Origin of the sequence: Flavobacterium sp. MMLR14_040 (assembly GCF_033657265.1) — a bacterium.
GTDB lineage: Bacteria > Bacteroidota > Bacteroidia > Flavobacteriales > Flavobacteriaceae > Flavobacterium.
Genome location: NZ_JAWVWO010000002.1, coordinates 17011 through 36582, shown reverse-complemented (window position 1 = coordinate 36582; position 19572 = coordinate 17011). Strand labels below are relative to the sequence as shown.

16 protein-coding genes and 3 tRNA genes are annotated in these 19572 nt (G+C 33.9%); 9 read left to right on the top strand and 10 right to left on the bottom strand.

The genetic code is table 11. From position 1 onward, the window contains the following. Positions 1–63: 63 nt before the first annotated feature. Complete coding sequence (locus tag SD960_RS02830; protein ID WP_318800764.1) at positions 64–564, bottom strand: tetratricopeptide repeat protein; 501 nt, start codon at positions 562–564, stop codon at positions 64–66. Positions 565–856: 292 nt separating this feature from the next. Here SD960_RS02830 and SD960_RS02825 point away from each other — a divergent pair, with 292 nt between their 5' ends. Then, positions 857–1600, top strand: coding sequence for a T9SS type A sorting domain-containing protein (locus SD960_RS02825; protein ID WP_318800762.1), 744 nt, complete (start codon positions 857–859; stop codon positions 1598–1600). A 604-nt stretch (positions 1601–2204) separates the two neighbouring features. Beyond that, positions 2205–6479 carry an alpha-L-fucosidase gene (locus SD960_RS02820; protein ID WP_318800760.1) on the top strand — a complete coding sequence of 1425 codons (4275 nt, stop codon included), beginning with the start codon at positions 2205–2207 and terminating at the stop codon, positions 6477–6479. A 247-nt stretch (positions 6480–6726) separates the two neighbouring features. Here SD960_RS02820 and SD960_RS02815 read toward each other — a convergent pair whose 3' ends face one another. The 4 genes from SD960_RS02815 to SD960_RS02800 all read right to left on the bottom strand — a co-directional run bounded on the left by SD960_RS02815 (position 6727) and on the right by SD960_RS02800 (position 8373). Continuing rightward, a complete protein-coding gene (locus SD960_RS02815) occupies positions 6727–7545 on the bottom strand; it encodes a hypothetical protein (protein ID WP_318800759.1) in 819 nt (272 codons plus the stop codon). A gap of 517 nt (positions 7546–8062) precedes the next feature. After that, positions 8063–8145 (bottom strand) — tRNA-Leu (locus SD960_RS02810). Between the two features lie 42 nt (positions 8146–8187). Beyond that, a tRNA-Lys gene (locus tag SD960_RS02805) sits at positions 8188–8260 on the bottom strand. A 40-nt stretch (positions 8261–8300) separates the two neighbouring features. Beyond that, positions 8301–8373 (bottom strand) — tRNA-Lys (locus tag SD960_RS02800). A 125-nt stretch (positions 8374–8498) separates the two neighbouring features. On the opposite strand from SD960_RS02800, the gene SD960_RS02795 reads away from it, so the two are divergent. Continuing rightward, positions 8499–9017, top strand: coding sequence for a shikimate kinase (locus SD960_RS02795; protein ID WP_318800758.1), 519 nt, complete (start codon positions 8499–8501; stop codon positions 9015–9017). Here SD960_RS02795 and SD960_RS02790 read toward each other — a convergent pair. Next, positions 9009–9509 carry a phosphoribosyltransferase domain-containing protein gene (locus SD960_RS02790; RefSeq protein ID WP_073396779.1) on the bottom strand — a complete coding sequence of 167 codons (501 nt, stop codon included), beginning with the start codon at positions 9507–9509 and terminating at the stop codon, positions 9009–9011. The two genes, SD960_RS02795 and SD960_RS02790, sit on opposite strands and share 9 nt — an antisense overlap. A gap of 175 nt (positions 9510–9684) precedes the next feature. Further along, positions 9685–10074: an RNA-binding S4 domain-containing protein gene (locus SD960_RS02785; RefSeq protein ID WP_318800756.1), complete on the bottom strand. Its 390-nt coding sequence runs from the start codon at positions 10072–10074 to the stop codon at positions 9685–9687. A 79-nt stretch (positions 10075–10153) separates the two neighbouring features. Here SD960_RS02785 and SD960_RS02780 point away from each other — a divergent pair, with 79 nt between their 5' ends. Next, entirely contained in the window at positions 10154–11287 is a 1134-nt protein-coding gene (locus tag SD960_RS02780; protein WP_318800754.1) for a hypothetical protein, read from the top strand. Positions 11288–11460: 173 nt separating this feature from the next. Then, positions 11461–12405 (top strand): hypothetical protein, encoded by a 945-nt coding sequence (locus SD960_RS02775; protein WP_318800752.1) that lies wholly within the window; start codon positions 11461–11463, stop codon positions 12403–12405. A 74-nt stretch (positions 12406–12479) separates the two neighbouring features. Here SD960_RS02775 and SD960_RS02770 read toward each other — a convergent pair whose 3' ends face one another. From SD960_RS02770 to SD960_RS02760, 3 genes are all read right to left on the bottom strand, one after another. Then, the gene (locus SD960_RS02770) at positions 12480–13433 is read right to left on the bottom strand and encodes a transketolase family protein (RefSeq protein ID WP_073396641.1); all 954 of its coding nucleotides are present in this window, start codon (positions 13431–13433) and stop codon (positions 12480–12482) included. Positions 13434–13511: 78 nt separating this feature from the next. Beyond that, positions 13512–14363: a transketolase gene (locus tag SD960_RS02765; protein ID WP_318800748.1), complete on the bottom strand. Its 852-nt coding sequence runs from the start codon at positions 14361–14363 to the stop codon at positions 13512–13514. Positions 14364–14622: 259 nt separating this feature from the next. After that, positions 14623–14931, bottom strand: a complete 309-nt coding sequence (locus tag SD960_RS02760; protein WP_318800747.1) for a hypothetical protein — start codon at positions 14929–14931, stop codon at positions 14623–14625. Positions 14932–15319: 388 nt separating this feature from the next. Between SD960_RS02760 and tgt the strand changes: the two genes are divergently transcribed. The 4 genes from tgt to SD960_RS02740 all read left to right on the top strand — a co-directional run bounded on the left by tgt (position 15320) and on the right by SD960_RS02740 (position 19567). After that, positions 15320–16450 (top strand): tRNA guanosine(34) transglycosylase Tgt, encoded by a 1131-nt coding sequence (gene tgt / locus SD960_RS02755; protein WP_042567354.1) that lies wholly within the window; start codon positions 15320–15322, stop codon positions 16448–16450. 88 nt (positions 16451–16538) lie between these two features. Next, positions 16539–17627: an LptF/LptG family permease gene (locus SD960_RS02750; RefSeq protein ID WP_042567355.1), complete on the top strand. Its 1089-nt coding sequence runs from the start codon at positions 16539–16541 to the stop codon at positions 17625–17627. Continuing rightward, entirely contained in the window at positions 17614–18501 is an 888-nt protein-coding gene (locus tag SD960_RS02745; protein ID WP_318800743.1) for a DMT family transporter, read from the top strand. The genes SD960_RS02750 and SD960_RS02745 overlap by 14 nt, the downstream gene beginning before the upstream one ends. A gap of 112 nt (positions 18502–18613) precedes the next feature. Continuing rightward, the gene (locus SD960_RS02740; RefSeq protein WP_042567357.1) at positions 18614–19567 is read left to right on the top strand and encodes an acetyl-CoA carboxylase carboxyltransferase subunit alpha; all 954 of its coding nucleotides are present in this window, start codon (positions 18614–18616) and stop codon (positions 19565–19567) included. The last annotated feature ends 5 nt before the right edge of the window (positions 19568–19572 follow it).

Here is a 19572-nt window from a genome sequence, read left to right as displayed (position 1 = left end):
TAACAGAAAAGCAATCTGAAAAAATGATTTTACAGATTGCCTTGTGTTTTTGTTTATTCAATTTTATTTGCAGAAAGTTGCCTTGTTTTTGATAGCGCTTTGACTTCCTAATTCGATTGCTTTAGAGAAATCTTTACATGATTTCTTCTTTTCACCCATTTTATTGTAACAAAGTCCTCTAAGATTTAAGGCAACATAATCTTTAGGATTCATCATTAGGCAATAAGAACAATCTTCGACTGCTGCGTCGTAATTCAATAATTTGTAGTTTACGTTTGCTCTTCCTGTAAAGGCATCAGAATTCATGGTGTCTAATTCTATTGCTTTAGTAAAATCAGCAAGTGCGCCTTGCAAGTCATTTAATTTGTATTTTGCCACGCCTCTGTTTGCGTAAGCTTCTACAAAATGTGAATTCATTTTGATGGCTTTGGTGTAATCCGCGATAGCACCTTTTGTATTGCCGGCTTCGGCTTTTTTCATCGCTTTGTCAAAATAAGCGGTTGCAGATTGTGCCCATGTTAGGCTGGTAATCATCATAAATGATACGAGTAGTAGGTGTTTCATAAACTAATTTGGGATTAGGTTAATGGTTGATTAATTTCGAGACGAATTTAGGAAAAGTTTTATTTTGTAAAGTGATTTCTTGTAAAAAAAAAGTACAGAAATGATGAAATAATTGAGTATGTACCAACGAATTAAAAAACGATTAATAGTATGTGTATTTTTTTATGAAAAAATAATTTTTGTAAACTAAACTGATATATTTACAGAGCGGGAAAAAGCCAAAGAAGTTTTTAATAAACGGCGTTACACAAATAAACATCAAAAAAAATAATAGAAACCTTAAAACAATTAAATGAAAAAAACATTACTTATTGCAATACTTTTAGGATTTGTAAAATTACAAGGCCAAATTTCTCTTGAGCATTCATATGATAATAGTCTGTCAAATTCGGTACTATATTCTAATTATTCGTTTTCTTTCAATACCGAAAGTGCTACATATTATTACTACTTTAGTTCGGGTGATAATTCAATCAAGCTATATAATGAAAATCATTCGTTATACAAATCTGTATCATTGCCAATCCCGGCTACCGGTTATATAAGTATATATGCACCAAGTGACAAATTGTTTAATAATGACGCACTGATCGAGTTTATTGTTATGATTTCCGGATCATCAAATCAAATGTATTTATTGAATGAAAATGGAGATGTTATTAATGATTTAGGAGATAGAAACCGGGCAAATATCATTAAAACTAACAGTGGAGATTTTAAACTTGTTACATCTAAAAGTGATGGTAAAATTATCGATGTTTATGCTTTGAACGGTACATTGTCGGCAAATCAATTTAATCTTTTAGCTAAATTAAGTCCTTTTCCAAACCCTACCGATTCTATTATCAATATTACAATTCCTGAACAAGTAAGTAAAACTGCCGATATTAAAATTTACTCCGTTACAGGAAAAGAAGTGATGAGTCAAAAAAATTATGGAGATTCTAATAAAATAAGTTTAGATGTTTCATCTTTATCATCAGGTATTTATATTTACAAGCTTGAAAATCACACTGGAAAATTCATAAAACAGTAGTTGGTGAAATTAAAAATCCTGAATAAGATTTTCGAATCATAACAAAGCCTGAGAATTTATATTCTCAGGCTTTTATTTTTTTAAAGATCTAATTATCTGCACTTTATTTTGATAATATCATCATAAATAAATTTAAAAAGTATTTTTTTGATGGTGTAATTGTTAATAATAATTAATATATTCGTACTATATTTATTACAACTTTTTGATTTTTAAGCCTTTAAAAGCAAGAAAAAACATTTATGATGTGGTTTTAATAGACAAAATAAGCCTCAGTCTTATCTTAAAATGCCACCAAATAGTAACAATTTCGTGATTTACACCGATAGAAATTGTTGGAAATATTCTTTCAAGCATCGTCCAAACCAAATTTTACTACCGACGGATTATTTGTCAATGCAAATCCCGTATTATAATTAAAAAAAACAAAATGTCAGGTGATTAACTATCAGTATATCAATTGCATTTTTGGAATACTGAATTTAAAATACTTACGCTTGTTTTTTGTTAACAGGTCTCTATAAGCCATTTTATTTGTTTGATAGCGATAATAATATAACTACAGCTTTACTTGATATTATTTATACTTAAATCAATTAATCTTATGGAAAACTCCACTTTAACACTTACAGATGAACAGCTGCTTACAAAAACGCAGCAATATGCTTTTAAATACTTTTGGGATCATGCAAATGCAAATTCAGGAATGGCATACGAACGTATTCCTGTATCAGGATCACCGGGAAATGCCGTTACTTCAGGTGGCTCAGGATTTGGAGTGATGGCTATTTTAGTAGGAATTGAGAGGGAATTTATCACCAGAGAGCAAGGACGTCTACATATTGAGAAAATTGTTGATTTCTTAACCAATTCAGCATCAAATTACAAAGGTGCTTTTGCTCATTGGATAAACGGAAATACAGGTGAAACTATTCCGTTTAGTAAAGAAGACAATGGAGGTGATTTGGTAGAAACTTCTTTTTTAATGGAAGGCTTGATTACGGCACGCCAGTATTTCAATCAGCCAATATTAACAGAACAAAGTCTGGTTGTCAAGATTAATGTGCTTTGGAACAATGTCGACTGGAATTACTTTACATTCGGATCAGATAAGTTGTATTGGCATTGTAATAATGCCTTGCAAAATGTGATTCAATTGCCAATCATTGGTTGGAACGAGTGCATGATAACTTATCTTTTAGCCGTTGCTTCGCCAACTCATGCCAGTGATCCTAATTTATGGCAAACAGGCTGGTCAGCAAGCGGCAGTTATAAGAGCAAGAATCAAAAATTTTATGATATTACTCTTCCTATTGGCAGTGGCAGCGCCAAAGGTGGTCCTTTGTTTTTTGCTCATTATTCATTTATGGGATTTAATCCAAAGAATTTGAGGGATACCTACAATAATGTAAATTATTTTCAGCAAAATCAGGCTCACACATTGATAAACAGAGCTTATTGCGAAGAGAATCCTTTAGGATATACAGGATACGGTCAGGATAAAGCCTGGGGACTGACTGCTTGCGATGGAAATATGGGTTACAATGCCCATTCGCCCGGAAATGACAAAGGTGTAATTGCCCCAACAGCAGCTCTCTCATCAATGCCGTATACACCTCAAGAGTCATTAGCTGCAATGAGGTATTTTTATGAGCATTTGGGAACGAAAATCTGGAACGAGAAAGCGGGATTTGTAGACTCTTTTAATGAGAGTGCCAATTGGGTCGATGGCAGTTATTTGGCTATTGATCAGGGTCCGATTGTTTGTATGATTGAAAATTACCGTTCAGGCTTGCTTTGGGATTATTTTATGTCTGCTCCTGAAATTCAAACGGCATTGGATAAATTGAATTTTAAACTGGATTTTTATCCGCGTCCAATACTTAGAGAGCCATTTGTACTTGATAATTTTGAAAACGGAAAAATCAACTTTACAAATCAAATAAATACCAATCCGCCAAACGAAATGCAGATGACGGTGGTTGATAATCCCGACAGAACCGGGGCGAACCAAAGTAATAAAGTTTTGAAATTTAAAAGGGTTACAAATACTGCTATTTGGGCAGGATTTTACTGTGCACCAAATGTTCCTCTCTCTGAGTATAAATATTTGTACATGAAATATTATCGTAATAATCCTAATTCACAGATCAGGGTTAATATTTCTGATGGAGGAAACAATGAATTCTTGTCCCAGAGCCCATTAGATAAACAAAACGAATGGGGTGTAGCGGTATTTGATTTATTGTCAAACAAGGTAAAAAATATTACGAAGTTTGGTTTTCAGCCTGATTATATCAGTAATGCTGCAATTGGAGATGTTATTTATATTGATGATTTAATTTTTAGCGATACAGAGATCGATATTAATCCCTTTTACAATAACAATCCTAAAGAATTAAAAGCAACCGATGTAAAAACCAATTCTATTTCTTTATCGTGGGATGCGCTTCCGTTGGTAACTTCATATGATGTATTTAAAGAAGGTGTTTTTTATAAAAATGTTAATAGTAACGCAATAACTGTACATAACCTGAATTCATTTGATATTTATTATTTCGAGGTAAGAGGCAGAGATGATAACCAAGATATTGTAACCAAGATGAGTAACAGTCTTTATGTAACTACTCTCGAGACAAAAGAGCACAAAGATGAGCGAATGGCGTGGTGGCGTGAAGCGGGTTTTGGTCTCTTTGTTCACTGGGGCTGCTACTCCGGTCTGGCAGGATATTATACGGGACCAACTTTAATGAAAACAGGTCCGTATATTGATCCTGATCATTGGATGCAGGATTACTATTCAACATATCGTCCTGAATGGATTAATCCGGATGGAACTATTAAAATCGATCCCACTACAGGAGAACCTTATAAGTCTGGTCAATATGCAGAATGGATTATGTTTGCGGCTCAAATTCCCAGAATAGAATACAAATCTCGTTGGAAAGATTTCACGGCAGCAAACTTTAATGCTTCCGAATGGGTAAGAATGGCAAAAGATGCTGGAATGAAATACATTGTTGTTACCGCCAAACATCATGAAGGTTTTGCATTGATACACACCAATCATGTTGGATACAATATTGAAGATGACACTAATATTTCTGTTGATGTTTTGAAAAATTTGGTGACTGAGGCTCATGCAGCCGGATTGAAAATAGGATTTTATTATTCTCAATGTCTGGATTGGATGAATCCCGGCGGAATGGGATGGACTCCGCAGAATTTAACTGCCAGTCATATAGCTCCTTATGAGGAAAGTGCACAGTATACGGATAACATTGTGGTGCCCCACATTCAAACAATGATTAATGATTATGGAATTGATTTGATTTGGTGGGATTTAGGATTCGCAAGTACACCCGAATTCCGTTACCGAATGATGAAAGCAATTAAAAATATCCCCGGAACAGATCGTTTGATATTCAATGATCGAATGTATGATGGTTTGACCGGCGACTTTACTACTCCTGAACAAGGTATCCCTAATATGCCGCCAAACGGAGATGGAACAGATTGGGAAACTTGTATGACCATGAATGATAATTGGGGGTATGCCGCTCATGATACGCGTTGGAAAACTGAAAAAGATTTAATTCAAAAACTAATTGATATCGTGAGTAAAGGAGGGAATTTCCTTCTGAATGTAGGTCCTGAAGGAGATGGAACGTTCCCATCCGACGCTGTAGACAGACTTAATGGACTTGCTTATTGGATGTGTATAAATAAAATGGCTATACATGGAGCCCAACACAGCCCGTATACGACACAATTGCTTTGGGGACGAGCTACCCGTAAAATTGTAGACGGAATACAATACCTGTATCTGCATGTGTTTGCTGATAATTGGCCTTTGAATGGAAATTTAATTGTTCCTGATCTATATCATGATAGTGTTGTAAAAGCGTATTTTCTTGCTGATTCCAATAAAACAGCATTAAATATAACTCCTAATGATGGATTTTCGGGATATACTATTCCAGTACCTGATGCTCCGCTGGACAATATTAGCACAACGATTGTTTTAGAAATGTCAGGAATTGTGGATATCCTTTTCACTTTTGTTAGACAGTTCAATGATGGGACACTCAATTTAAATGCTGTTGATGCTATTACTTCAGGGTTACGTATTGAGAAAAATGGACAGTTTTATAATCTGGGATATTGGACTGATCCCGATGGCTTTGCCACTTGGCACGTTGAAGTTATTCATGCCGGAAATTTCATTTTGGATGCAATTGTATCTGGCTATTCAGGACAGTTCGTGCTTAAAATAAACGGAGTAGAGCAAGGTCCTTATCCATTTACAATCACAACAAGCGGTTATGGCAATTATCAGGCCTTGACTTTAGGAACAATTAATTTGCCTGTTGGTGTATATAAAATCGAATTACATCGTATTTCAAATGGTGGACTGGATGCAGTAAACGTTCGCCAAATTTCGATTCATCCCGAGATTGACAAAACTCCTATTATCAATCAAAACTCAGACAGAACATTGGTTCTTCCTGCTCAAAGTGCCATACTGCATGGACCTGACATTATGATAGAACATGCTCCAAATTATAACATTGGCGGCTGGACAAATCCAGCTTCGTATCCAGCTTGGAGAGTGAAAGTGGATGAGGCAGGAATTTACCATTGGCAATGTGAGCTGGCCGGTTTTTCCGGTAAATTTCAATTGGTGATAAAAGATATTTCAAGTATTTTTTATTCTTTTACTGCTACTAATAGTTTTACAGACTATGTAATCAAACAGTTGGGTGATATTTATCTGGAAGAAGGAATTTATTATATTGAATTACACCGTATTTCAAACGGAAGTTGGGATCCTGTTAATGTGCGTAATGTAACCTTCTATCAAGATTTGCTTTCTTGATATTTTGCAAGTAACAAAATAAGATAAAAGAGAAAATGTCTTTCAGTTTTGGAATCAAAATTGTTTTTTTTTGTTGAACCAAAAAGCCTGAGAATAAGATCCTCAGGCTTTTTTATTTTATTGTGAACTGGTACGAAAAAATCAAACCTTTTGTTTGAAGATTTTCAGGTTTTAAGCAACTTGGCAGACGTGAAGGAAAGTAGTTGATTTTCAAGGTTTGTCACAAGTGCTAAATAACTTGAAGCTCTTAATTAGGTAATTGATTTTTGAGAGCGTATAGCTTGCTTCTAAGATTTTGCAACATTAGAAGATCAGCGGCTTTGTCTTTTGTTTGTGATAAAAAAATGGCTTTCCCGATAGTCATTTTTAGTTCGTGTCCTTGTTTGTTAAACATTTCTGAAATCAGTTTTGAAGTTTGCAACATCGGGTGAATTGATTTTAGCATACTAAAGAAAAAACCATTATTTCCATGAAAATATATAGGTAAGATAGGCACATTGGCTTTGCTGATAATTTTTCCTACTACAGGATGCCATTCCGGATCTGTGATTTTACTTGTCTTAAAATCATATGATGAAACTTCTCCGGCAGGAAATATGGCAACAGGAATGCCTTCTGATAAAGCTTTGAACGTCATTTTTAATCCTGTGATACTGGCAGAATTTTGTACATTTTCAAATGGATTTACCGCAATAATGCATTTTTCAAGATTTGGTATTTCCTTCAATAAAAAATTCCCCATATACATGGTGTCAGGACGTATTTTCGCAATTGTACTTAATAAGGCTAATGATTCGATACCTCCATAAGGGTGATTAGCCACTACGATAAAGGCTCCTTTACTTGGGATATTTAATAATTCGGTGGCATCATACTTGACTTTTACGCCTATTTTCGTTAAGGCATAATTAGCGAAATCTGCACCTTCAAGATTACCTGCTTCCTTAACCATTGTATTTAAATCGTTAATCTTCATTACCTTCATTAAATAAGAGGATAATCCCGGGATAGGAATTTTAGAAAGGCCGGCAGCTTCAGAAAATTTTTCTTTGGATATCAATGTCATAATTATTATAGCTTATTAAGGTTGAATGCGAAAACGAATGAAAAACCTAAAACGATTGAACGAGCAATAGGTGAATGTTTATTCGTGGAATTTTGTTATTATAATTGTGACTTGAAATAAATATTTGGAATTAAGAAAAGGAGAGATGGTCAATCAGCTGCATATTCTTTATCGCTATCATTGGGGTAAAGATACTCTGATTTTATATGCGAATATTGAATATGCAAATAAAACAACGTTGATGAGCTCGAATATGTACTTGGCACCAACTTTTGCGGCTAGTTCTAAAAGAAAAATGATGTTGGGTTTATAAAATCGAAATTGATCATGGAAATCCATAAAGAAACTGTAGAGTTTAAAAGAAGCGATGCACCTGAGTGTTATGAGGGAGAGAAATAATTATTTATTGTAATTCTTTTCCGTTCAAAGATGCGGGCTATGGTGGTAATATAAAAACATTTACAAAACAAAACGCCTTATTTATAAGGCGTTTTGTTTTGTAATAAAGTGATAAGTGTGACCACGGTGGGATTTGAACCCACACGCCCTTACGAGCACCACCCCCTCAAGATGGCAAGTCTACCGTTTCTCCACGTGGCCTAAAATGAAAAAAGGTCAAGTAATAAATTACTCGACCTTTTGTGACCCGACTGGGGCTCGAACCCAGGACCCCATCATTAAAAGTGATGTGCTCTACCGACTGAGCTATCGAGTCATTGCTTTCAAGAAACTTATTTTGTTAGTCACAAATTTTGTGACCCGACTGGGGCTCGAACCCAGGACCCCATCATTAAAAGTGATGTGCTCTACCGACTGAGCTATCGAGTCATATGTTCCTTGAATGCGGGTGCAAATATAAGGAGTTTATTTTATTATTTGCAAGCAATTTTATTATAAATTTGTCTTTTTTTAAACAAAATTTACAATCCCCTAATTTATAGTGTTTTATTAGAATGAAAAAAATAGTCTTATTAGGATATATGGGCTGCGGAAAGTCAACAATTGCCCAAAATCTTTCAAAAATTACAAATATTCCATTTTTAGATTTGGATAATTGCATCGAAAAAAGAGCTAATTTATCAATAAATGAGATTTTCGAACAAAAAGGAGAAATCTATTTTAGGAAATTAGAACACGAAATGTTTGTCGAATTGCTTCAATCTTCAGAAAATACTATAATAGGTTTAGGAGGTGGAACGCCATGCTATGCCAATAATCATGAATTATTGAAAAAGGATGATGTTATATCTATTTATTTAAAAGCTTCAATAGAGACTTTATATAATAGATTAATCCATAACAAAAGCAAACGCCCTTTGATTGCTAATATGAATGAGGACGAAATGAAAGAATTTATCGCAAAACATTTGTTCGACAGAAGCTTTTATTACAACCATGCACAACATAAATTGTCGGTTGATAATAGAACAGTCGAAGAAACAGTTGAAGATATTTTAAAAATTTTAGCTTAAAAACGCATAATCATTACCATTGTCATCAAAAATTACCTGAACATGTTCAAGTAAAGAGGTAGAAAGCGAAATTCCTTTAAAATCTGCTTTTACAGGGTATTTTTTATGATTTCTGTCTACAAGTACTGCCGTCTTGAATTTTTTAAGCGGAACGTCTAAAAAATGACGAACGGCGTATATCAAGGTAGTACCTGAATTTAATACATCATCAACCAATACTAATCCTTTATTGGAATACTCTGATGCGTTTAATGAGGTTTGTATAGGTAGTTGCGGATTTTGTTTGTCGACCTTAACTTCACAAAGTGAAATTTTAAGAGTCGAGATGTTGCTTAGAGCCAATGCAATTTTTTCGGCAAAAATAGATCCATTAGAAGCGATCCCGGCAATAACAACCTCTTCTTCATCAACAAAAGTCTCGTAAATTTGATACGCGATACGTTTGATTTTATGTTCGATTTCCTGATGGGTTAAGATAATGTTCTTGCTCATGATTTTATTTTTTTGCTAAAGTACAAATTTTAAATTCCAATATAAAAAATCCAAATTTCAATTTTGAAAAGGAAATCCGAAATTAAATATTCCAATGTTGAGGTTTTGAATTTAGTTTTTTTCTTTTTTTAATATGATCTTACAGAAGTAGTTTGGAATTTAAAAAGTTTGAAATTTAATTTTCCTCGTCTTCATCAAAAATCTCATTTCCGTATTCGTCAATATCTCTTCGGTCTTTTTTGGTTGGTCTTCCCGTTCCGCTTTTGCGATAGTGTTCTTTAGATAGTTTTAATAGCTCTAAATGTTCATATGCTTCTGAAGGAGTTTCGTTTTTTCGATAGATATCGACAAGTTTTGCCCCAACACGACTTTCGGGAATATCCAAAACCGTGATAATTTGTGTAATCTGATCTTTTCTAAAGGTAATTCTGTCCGTAGGAAAAACTTCTTTAGACGGCTTGGCAACCTGCCCATTTACAGTAATATGGTTCTTTTTACAAGCCTCGGTAACCATGTTTCTGGTTTTGTAATAACGAACGCACCATAGGTATTTATCTATTCTCATAATTTTTCTAAAATCCAAGTTAAATTCTTTACAAAAATAAATCAATATTGTATCTTGCGCACCTAAAAAATTAACAATAATGAATAAATTTAAATATTATTTTGTTTTATTGCTCGCTGGTATTGCAATAGTTTCTTGTAACAAAAGTGATGATGATGAAGTGGTAGTAGTTCCTTTGAGAGATTATACAGAACAATATAAGGCTGATAATGATTCTATTCTGAAATATTTAAAGACAAATTATATAGAAGAAGTTAATGCTAATTTCGATATTAAAATCACTAAAATTCCTGCAGGCGGAACACAGGTTTCTATTTGGGATCAAACAGATTATCCTTTACAAACGAGGGATGTTTATAATGATGGTATTACTTATACAGTTTATTATTTATCATTAAGACAAGGGACAGGAGTGTCTCCGTGTAATTACGACAGAATTTCTACTGCTTACACAGGATATTTATTAGATGGAACACAGTTTGACTCTTCTAGTGGCTTGGCAAGAACTTTTGATTTGGATGGCGCTGGTACAAGTGGAGTTTTTGTAGATGGATGGAAAGAAATTTTTCCAAAATTTAAAACAGGTACTTCTGTAATTGGAGCTGATGGCGTAGCGACTTATGATAATTTTGGTGCCGGTGTAATGTTTTTACCTTCAGGACTTGCATATTATGGCGAAGCTACAGATGGTATTAAAGCATATTCTCCGTTAGTATTTACATTTAAATTGTTTGACATTGCTCGATTAGATCATGATTTTGACGGTGTTTTTGATTTTCAAGAAGATATTAACAATGATGGTTATGTATATGATTTTAGAGATACAGTAAAATATCCAAATCCACCAGCTAGTTTAATTGACGACACCGATGGAGATGGTATTGCTGATTTTTTAGATGCTGATGATGATGGCGATGGCTTTACAACTTTTTATGAAATTACTAAGCCAGCCGGCCAAATTGGTAATGTTGGCGGAATTAATTACGGAATAAGTACTTATTATCCTTGGGATCCAATTGTTGATAATCCTACTACTCCTAATACAGATGAAACAGAGCCAAGAGGTATTCCTAGAAGACCGACAGGTGATTTGACCGATCCTGCTAAAGCAGAATCTGCAACTAATCCAAGAAAATATATTGATGCAGATTATTTAGAACCTACTCGATTAAGAATTCATTTGGATAAAACATATCCTTATAAGAAACAGTAAATTAAGATTAAAACTCGAAAATTATTTTTCGAGTTTTTTTTTGCAATTTTAATTTCATAATCATTATATATATTCATTTCTTAATACCAATTTATTAATTTGTTATTATTTTGGTAATTTTTTTAGTATAAAAATTTATATATTTGTAAGAATATTAACAAAACCTTATTGAAATGAAAAAAGTAATTATGTTTTTTGTGTTTGCTGCTCTTGCATCATGTAGTAATGATGATCAGGTATCTGAATCTATTGAAGCCGGAATTCCTTCTAATGGATCTGTATTGGAGGGTGGAATATTAGCTTTTAAAAATGAAGAATCTTTTGTTAAAGAATATTCTCATTTAGCGGAGTTAAACAAGAATGAACTTCAAAATTGGATTTCTGAAAAAAAAGTAACTTCATTATTGAATACGTCAAGTGATTCACTAGTACTCCAAGAAGATGTACTAGCTGATTCAAGATTAATGTATTCAGATGCTTTAAAATCAATTTTAAACTCTGAATCAAAAGTAAAAATAGGAAATAAAGTTTTGTGGCTTAATGAGCGTAATTTTTATTTATTGTCAGGGAATGAATTAAATAAAACTTCAACTGAACTTATGAATAGTAAAGGTAGTATGGAAGTTTATGGTCAATTATTAAGTTTGGCCGGCTCTAGTGAAAGTTTAACGAGTAGAAATGTTATTCCAAATGAAAACAGAACAATAACATTCGTTACTCCTGAACAAACAATATCAGGGAGTAGACTTAGACATGTTGTAGATTTATTTAATGAAACAATTGTTTTGAATGATCAGATTCAAACAAGTAAAATGTATTTACGTACTATATTACAATACAGGTCATGTTCTACTTTTAGATGTACATGGAAAGAAGCATTTAATGTTAGAACTTTTTCTACCACTTTGTTTTGTGGTGCATGTGGAAATGGATCGGTCGCTCCTTGGAGTTTGACAGACATTAATGTGTCAGGAATATCTGGCACCCAAACTTATTTGCTTGCAAATTGGACAATTAGTTATGTTTTAGCCAATCCCTATACTAATTTTGCGGTTTCTGGTCCAGTAACATCTATAGTTCCGGGTGGTGCGTTTCCAGTTAATATTTCTTGGTACTAATCTAGTCATATCCAAATATAAAAAACCTCGAAATCACTTTCGAGGTTTTTTTATATAAGTAAGAAAATCTAAAATTATTTTCTTTTGATAACTTTTTCTACAGCTTCAACAATAGCCTGATTGTTTAATTTGTATTTCTCCATTAATTGTTCTGGAGTTCCAGATTCACCAAAACTATCGTTTACAGCTACAAACTCTTGTGGAGCAGGAGTGTTTAGAGCTAATACTCTTGAAATGCTTTCTCCAAGACCTCCAAGAATGTTGTGCTCTTCTGCAGTTACAACGCATTTTGTTTTTGCCAATGATTTCAGGATCGCTTCTTCGTCAAGTGGTTTAATAGTATGAATGTTGATTACTTCAGCAGAAATTCCTTTTGCTTCAAGAGCTTCGGCAGCAATAAGAGCTTCCCAAACTAAATGTCCTGTTGCAACGATTGTAACATCAGTTCCTTCGTTTAGTAAAATAGCTTTTCCAATTACGAAAGGTTCATCAGCTGGCATGAAGTTAGGCACAACCGGACGACCGAAACGTAAATAAGCCGGACCATGGTGATCTGCCAATGCTAAAGTAGCTGCTTTAGTTTGATTGTAATCACAAGTGTTGATTACAGTCATTCCTGGCAACATTTTCATTAATCCAATATCTTCTAAGATTTGGTGTGTTGCTCCGTCTTCACCAAGTGTTAAACCAGCGTGAGAAGCACAAATTTTCACGTTTTTATCTGAATAAGCAACAGATTGACGAATTTGATCGTAAACTCTTCCTGTAGAGAAGTTAGCGAAAGTTCCTGTAAAAGGAATTTTTCCTCCAATTGTTAAACCTGCAGCGATACCAATCATGTTAGCTTCTGCGATTCCAATTTGGAAAAAACGCTCTGGGTGATTTTTCTTGAAATCATCAAATTTTAATGATCCAATTAAATCAGCACAAAGTGCTACTACTTTTTCATTTTTTTGACCTAATTCAGTCATTCCCGCTCCAAAACCCGAACGAGTATCTTTACTTCCTGTATTTGTATATTTTTTCATTTTTGTCTTTTATGAGATGCTAAGGTTCTAAGTGGCTAGTTTTAAACTGAAAACTGCACACTGAGACTGAACACTTTTTTAGTAATCGATTTGATCTGCAGAATAGTTTTGAGCCAGAGCACTTGCCAACTGGTCGTTGTTTGGTGCTTTACCATGCCATGCGTGAGTGTGCATCATAAAGTCTACACCATTACCCATTTCTGTATGTAATAAAATACAAACTGGCTTTCCTTTTCCTGTTCTTGATTTAGCATCAGTTAATCCGGCAAGAATAGCATCGATATTGTTTCCTTCAGCAATTTCTAAAACATCCCAATCAAAAGCTTCGAATTTTGCACGAATACTTCCCATTGCTAAAACTTCATCAGTTGTTCCGTCAATTTGTTTTCCGTTAACGTCGATAGTTGCAATAAGGTTGTCTACTTTTTTTGCAGAAGCATACATGATAGCTTCCCAGTTTTGACCTTCTTGTAATTCGCCATCTCCGTGTAAAGTATAGATTAAATGATTATCTCCATTTAATTTTTTTGCCTGAGCTGCTCCAAGAGCTACAGATAAACCTTGTCCTAATGAACCAGAAGCCATACGAACACCAGGTAAACCTTCGTGAGTTGTTGGGTGACCTTGTAAACGTGAGTTTAGTAATCTAAACGTAGCTAATTCTGAAATAGGGAAATAACCGCTGCGCGCTAAAACGCTATAAAATACAGGAGAAATATGTCCGTTTGAAAGGAAGAAAATATCTTCACCAATTCCGTCCATATCAAAACCTTCTTTGCGTTCCATAATATTTTGGTATAGTGTTACCAAAAATTCAGTACAACCTAGTGATCCACCTGGGTGACCTGAGTTGACAGCATGTACCATACGAAGAATATCTCTTCTTACTTGGATAGTTAAATCGCTTAATTGTTGTGTGTTAGGCTTCATTTTATATGTAAAAGTTAAACTGTTGCAAAAGTAAATTTTATTTTGCGGGGAGACAAATGATTTTTTGTATTAGTTTGATACAATTGTTAAATTATGCTTCTTTTTTTATTAATCTGAAAAAAAACTTCAAAATCTTGTAAATAGTGTATAAAAAAGTTTGCCACACATTAAAAGATTAAATTGATTTTAAAAATCTGTTCCAATCTTTTAATGTGTGACAAAATAATTTGCAAAAATTCGTAATTCGGGCAAAAAGGGTTTATTCAGTGTCGCCTTCACTGTAAAAATTATTTTCTTCGTCTTCAGAACCAATGTCTTCTTGTTCGTCATCAAGTTCAGCTCCCGGAATGTCCAGATCATTTCCTAGTTTGTCACTGTTTTGTTTCCAATCATTGTCGTAGTTGTCGTTGTTAATGACTGTTCTTTCACCTGAAATTCCTTCGGGATCGATATCTTCGAGTTTTTCTTCCTGATTGTAAATGTCTTCGTTTGCCGGATAATCTAAATTATCCAGATTTCTTTCAATTCGTTCTTCTGGGGTTGTGTTTTTATTTTCTGAGCTTATCATGATTTCTATAATTTTAATTGATATTAATTTAGTTTTTTCCAGATAATTAAAATTAAGAAATCAATACGCTTGTCGTGTTACACTTTATTACTGTGGTTGTTGCAACTTTTACATTTAGGTTATTTGTCGAAAAGCTATCAGATGTACGCGTTAGGGATAGAAGCGAAAAGCCCACAGCCTGACGAAGGAAGTGCGAGGACTTGCAGCGGATAGCCCGATCCGCCGCGGCGGAAACGCCCAAAATTTTCTAAATTCCAATTTTTTTAAATTCCAAATTCCAAACTTTCGGTGCTCAAAAATCATTATCTAATTTTCTAATTGACAAATTTTCTAATTAATTAAATTTCCCTGAAATTAGCTTATCTTTGCCGACTGAAAAAAGAAACAGATGAAGTTTGATTTATTACAAAAAGATCCGCAGTCGAAAGCGAGAGCGGGAAGTATTACTACAGATCACGGCGTAATTGAAACGCCTATTTTTATGCCTGTTGGTACGGTTGCTTCGGTAAAAGGGGTACATCAGCGTGAATTGAAAGAAGATATTAATCCGGATATTATTCTGGGAAATACATACCATTTATATTTACGTCCGCAAACAGAAATTCTTGAAAAAGCCGGTGGATTGCATAAATTCATGAACTGGGATCGTAATATTTTGACAGATTCTGGTGGATACCAAGTGTATTCTCTTTCGAGTAATCGAAAAATTAAGGAAGAAGGAGTGAAGTTTAAGTCTCATATTGACGGTTCTTATCACTTTTTCACACCAGAAAACGTAATGGAAATTCAGCGTACAATTGGTGCTGATATTATTATGGCTTTTGATGAATGTACACCTTATCCCTGCGATTACAGATATGCACAGCGCTCGATGCACATGACGCACCGTTGGCTGGATCGTTGTATCAATCATTTGGATAAATTGCCTTATAAATACGGTTACGAACAAACATTTTTCCCGATTGTTCAGGGAAGTACTTATAAAGACTTGCGTCGTCAATCTGCAGAATATATTGCAAATTCAGGTCAGCAAGGAAATGCAATTGGAGGATTATCAGTGGGGGAACCTGCTGAGGAAATGTACGCCATGACAGAAGTGGTTTGCGAAATTCTTCCGGAGGATAAACCTCGTTACTTAATGGGTGTTGGAACACCAATTAATATTCTGGAAAATATTGCGTTAGGAATTGATATGTTTGACTGTGTTATGCCAACGCGTAATGCAAGAAACGGAATGTTGTTTACGGCAAACGGAACTATCAATATTAAAAATAAAAAGTGGGAAGATGATTTTTCTCCAATTGATGAAATGGGACATACTTTTGTTGATACAGAATATACAAAAGCCTATTTACGTCACTTATTTGCTGCCAACGAATATTTAGGAAAGCAAATTGCTACAATTCATAACCTTGGTTTCTATATGTGGTTGGTTCGTGAAGCTAGAAAACATATCTTAGCAGGCGATTTTAGACCATGGAAAGAAATGATGGTTAAAAATATGAGTCAAAGACTATAAAAAAAGTTTCAAGTTTCAGGTTTCAGGTTTCACGTTCTGCAAAGAACTTGAAACCTGAAACCTGAAACAAAAAAAACAAAAAGAATCTATGTTAACGATAATAGATAAGTATATTCTAAAAAGATATTTAGCCACTTTTTCGGTGATGCTATTATTATTTGCCCCTATCGGAATCGTGATTGACGTTTCTGAAAAGGTAAATAAGATGTTGGAAAACAAGATTCCGTTTATGGATATTGCGTTCTATTATTATAATTTCACGATCTATTTTATCAATTCCTTGTTTCCGATATTTTTGTTTTTATCGGTAATTTGGTTTACATCAAAATTGGCTAATAATACAGAGATTATTGCTATTTTGAGTTCGGGAATTTCATTTACACGCTTTTTACGACCTTATATTATTGGTGCAACAATCGTTTCTATTTTTGTTTTGTTGATGGGATTTTTTATCGTTCCTGCTGCCAGTGAAGGGTATAATAATTTTAGATATACCTATTTAAAAGGAAACGGAAAAGAACTCATGCGGGGTGAAAACACCAATGTTTACAGACAAATTAATGATAATGATTTTATTTTTGTAAACAGTTTTAATGAAGAATCAAAAACGGCTTTTAATTTTACGCTGGAGCATTTTGAAAAAGATAAATTAAAATATAAAATTACAGCAAGCCGCATCAAGTGGGATCCGAAGAAGAAAACATACACTATGTATGATTATACTAAAAGAACACTTGGAGACCTGAACGATGTCATTGAAAAAGCTCCTGAAAAAAATACTGCTTTTAAGTTTGAACTAGAAGATTTAACTCCGGTAGTTTATATTGCCGAGACCTTAACTTTGGGTAAGCTTTATAAATTTATCGAAAAAGAAAGAAAACGTGGTTCAGGAAATGTAAATACCTATTTGGTTGTGCTGTATAAGAAATATAGTGTACCTGTTTCTGCCTTTATTTTAACGATTATTGCAGTTGCAGTCTCAGCAATGAAACGTCGCGGAGGAATGGGAATGAACCTTGCGATAGGAATTGCAATTGCCTTTTCATTTGTGTTTTTTGATAAAATATTTGGTACTCTTGCCGAAAAATCTACTTTTTCACCTTTACTAGCTGTGTGGTTCCCTAATATGGTTTTCGGAATTCTGGCAGTTTATTTATTACGTAATGCGAAACGATAATTTAAAAAGTTATTTAAATCTTCATTTAATTGTTTTTATCTGGGGTTTTACAGCCATTTTAGGAGCTTTAATAACAATTGATGCCGAAAATTTAGTTTGGTTCAGAATGTTTCTTGCAGGTATATTTCTTGCTGGTTTCATTGTCTATAAAAAGCAGTCTTTTATAATATCAGCCCAGTCTTTTGCCAAGTTAATTTTTGTAGGATTGCTAATTGCGCTTCACTGGATTTTCTTTTTTAAGGCCATTCATGTTTCTAATGTTTCGATAACCTTATCCATATTTTCTTTAGGCGCTTTTTTTGCCTCTTTATTAGAGCCGCTTTTTTACGGAAGAAAAATATTATGGTACGAAGTTTTCTTCGGATTGATAATAATTGGAGGTTTAGCACTAATTATGCAGGTTGAGGTTAAATATCTAAGCGGAATGTATTACGCTCTGGCTTCTATCATTTTAGGCGTTTTGTTTACCTTAATGAACGGAAAGTTAATCTCTGATCATGAACCCTCTGTAATTACATTTTATGAATTTGGTGCAGGAGTTTTCTTTATTTCTATTTATTTTTTGGTACAAGGAAAATTCACTGCCGATTTTTTTACAATGTCAGTAAACAATTGGATTTTATTACTCATTTTGGCATCGATTTGTACAGCTTATGCCTTTACGGCTTCGGTAAAAGTAATGCAGAAGCTGACGCCTTATACAGTAATGTTAACCACTAATTTAGAGCCTGTTTACGGTATTATGCTGGCTTATTTTATTCTTGGAGGAAAAGAAAAAATGAGTACTGAATTTTACATTGGTGCAATCATAATTGTAATCACAGTTATTCTAAATGGTGTTTTTAAACATTATCAAAATAAGAAGAATCTGTAATACTTTACTTATTTATAAATTTCATTTTTACATTTTAAACACGAAATAATCATACGAATAGTATAATATTTTTATATTTGCGGTTCGATTTAAAAACAAAATTCAAAAATCCATGGAATATTTAGATTTTGAGCTTCCAATAAAAGAACTTGAAGAGCAGTTAGAAAAGTGTGTTATAATTGGAAAAGAATCTGACGTTGATGTAACACCAACCTGCAAGGAAATCAACAAGAAATTAGAACAAACAAAAAAAGACATATATAAAAACCTTACGGCCTGGCAAAGAGTTCAGCTGTCAAGACATCCTAATAGACCCTATACTTTAGATTATATCAGAGCAATTTGCGGTGATACTTTTTTAGAACTTCACGGAGACAGAGGTTTTAAAGATGATAAAGCAATGGTGGGTGGTTTAGGAAAAGTAAACGGACAGTCGTTTATGATTGTAGGTCAGCAAAAAGGTTATAATACAAAAACACGTCAGTACCGTAATTTTGGTATGGCAAATCCTGAAGGATATCGTAAAGCTTTGCGTTTGATGAAAATGGCAGAGAAATTTGGAATTCCAGTTTTAACTCTTGTAGATACACCGGGTGCATATCCGGGACTTGAAGCTGAAGAAAGAGGACAGGGAGAAGCTATTGCCAGAAATATTTTTGAAATGGTTCGTTTAAAAGTGCCAATCATTACCATTATCGTTGGCGAAGGTGCTTCAGGTGGAGCTTTAGGAATAGGTGTTGGTGATAAAGTATACATGTTAGAAAATACTTGGTACTCTGTAATTTCTCCAGAATCATGTTCTTCTATTTTATGGAAAAGCTGGGAATACAAAGAACGTGCTGCTGATGCTTTAAAATTGACATCATCTGACATGAAAAAACAAAAATTAGTTGATGATGTAATTCCGGAACCGTTAGGTGGAGCGCATTATGACCGCGAAACCACTTTTAAAACAGTAGCGGAATATATTACAAAAGGATATAACGAATTGAAAGACTTATCAACAGCCGACTTAATTGCTCAGAGAATGGACAAATATAGTAACATGGGCGAGTATAAGGAGTAAATTCT

Excerpts from the sequence above, each read along its gene's own strand:
- SD960_RS02830 (WP_318800764.1), bottom strand. The coding sequence starts at position 564 with ATGAAACACCTACTACTCGTATCATTTATGATGATTACCAGCCTAACA.
- SD960_RS02825 (WP_318800762.1), top strand. The coding sequence starts at position 857 with ATGAAAAAAACATTACTTATTGCAATACTTTTAGGATTTGTAAAATTA.
- SD960_RS02820 (WP_318800760.1), top strand. The coding sequence starts at position 2,205 with ATGGAAAACTCCACTTTAACACTTACAGATGAACAGCTGCTTACAAAA.
- SD960_RS02815 (WP_318800759.1), bottom strand. The coding sequence starts at position 7,545 with ATGACATTGATATCCAAAGAAAAATTTTCTGAAGCTGCCGGCCTTTCT.
- SD960_RS02795 (WP_318800758.1), top strand. The coding sequence starts at position 8,499 with ATGAAAAAAATAGTCTTATTAGGATATATGGGCTGCGGAAAGTCAACA.
- SD960_RS02790 (WP_073396779.1), bottom strand. The coding sequence starts at position 9,509 with ATGAGCAAGAACATTATCTTAACCCATCAGGAAATCGAACATAAAATC.
- SD960_RS02785 (WP_318800756.1), bottom strand. The coding sequence starts at position 10,074 with ATGAGAATAGATAAATACCTATGGTGCGTTCGTTATTACAAAACCAGA.
- SD960_RS02780 (WP_318800754.1), top strand. The coding sequence starts at position 10,154 with ATGAATAAATTTAAATATTATTTTGTTTTATTGCTCGCTGGTATTGCA.
- SD960_RS02775 (WP_318800752.1), top strand. The coding sequence starts at position 11,461 with ATGAAAAAAGTAATTATGTTTTTTGTGTTTGCTGCTCTTGCATCATGT.
- SD960_RS02770 (WP_073396641.1), bottom strand. The coding sequence starts at position 13,433 with ATGAAAAAATATACAAATACAGGAAGTAAAGATACTCGTTCGGGTTTT.
- SD960_RS02765 (WP_318800748.1), bottom strand. The coding sequence starts at position 14,363 with ATGAAGCCTAACACACAACAATTAAGCGATTTAACTATCCAAGTAAGA.
- SD960_RS02760 (WP_318800747.1), bottom strand. The coding sequence starts at position 14,931 with ATGATAAGCTCAGAAAATAAAAACACAACCCCAGAAGAACGAATTGAA.
- tgt (WP_042567354.1), top strand. The coding sequence starts at position 15,320 with ATGAAGTTTGATTTATTACAAAAAGATCCGCAGTCGAAAGCGAGAGCG.
- SD960_RS02750 (WP_042567355.1), top strand. The coding sequence starts at position 16,539 with ATGTTAACGATAATAGATAAGTATATTCTAAAAAGATATTTAGCCACT.
- SD960_RS02745 (WP_318800743.1), top strand. The coding sequence starts at position 17,614 with ATGCGAAACGATAATTTAAAAAGTTATTTAAATCTTCATTTAATTGTT.
- SD960_RS02740 (WP_042567357.1), top strand. The coding sequence starts at position 18,614 with ATGGAATATTTAGATTTTGAGCTTCCAATAAAAGAACTTGAAGAGCAG.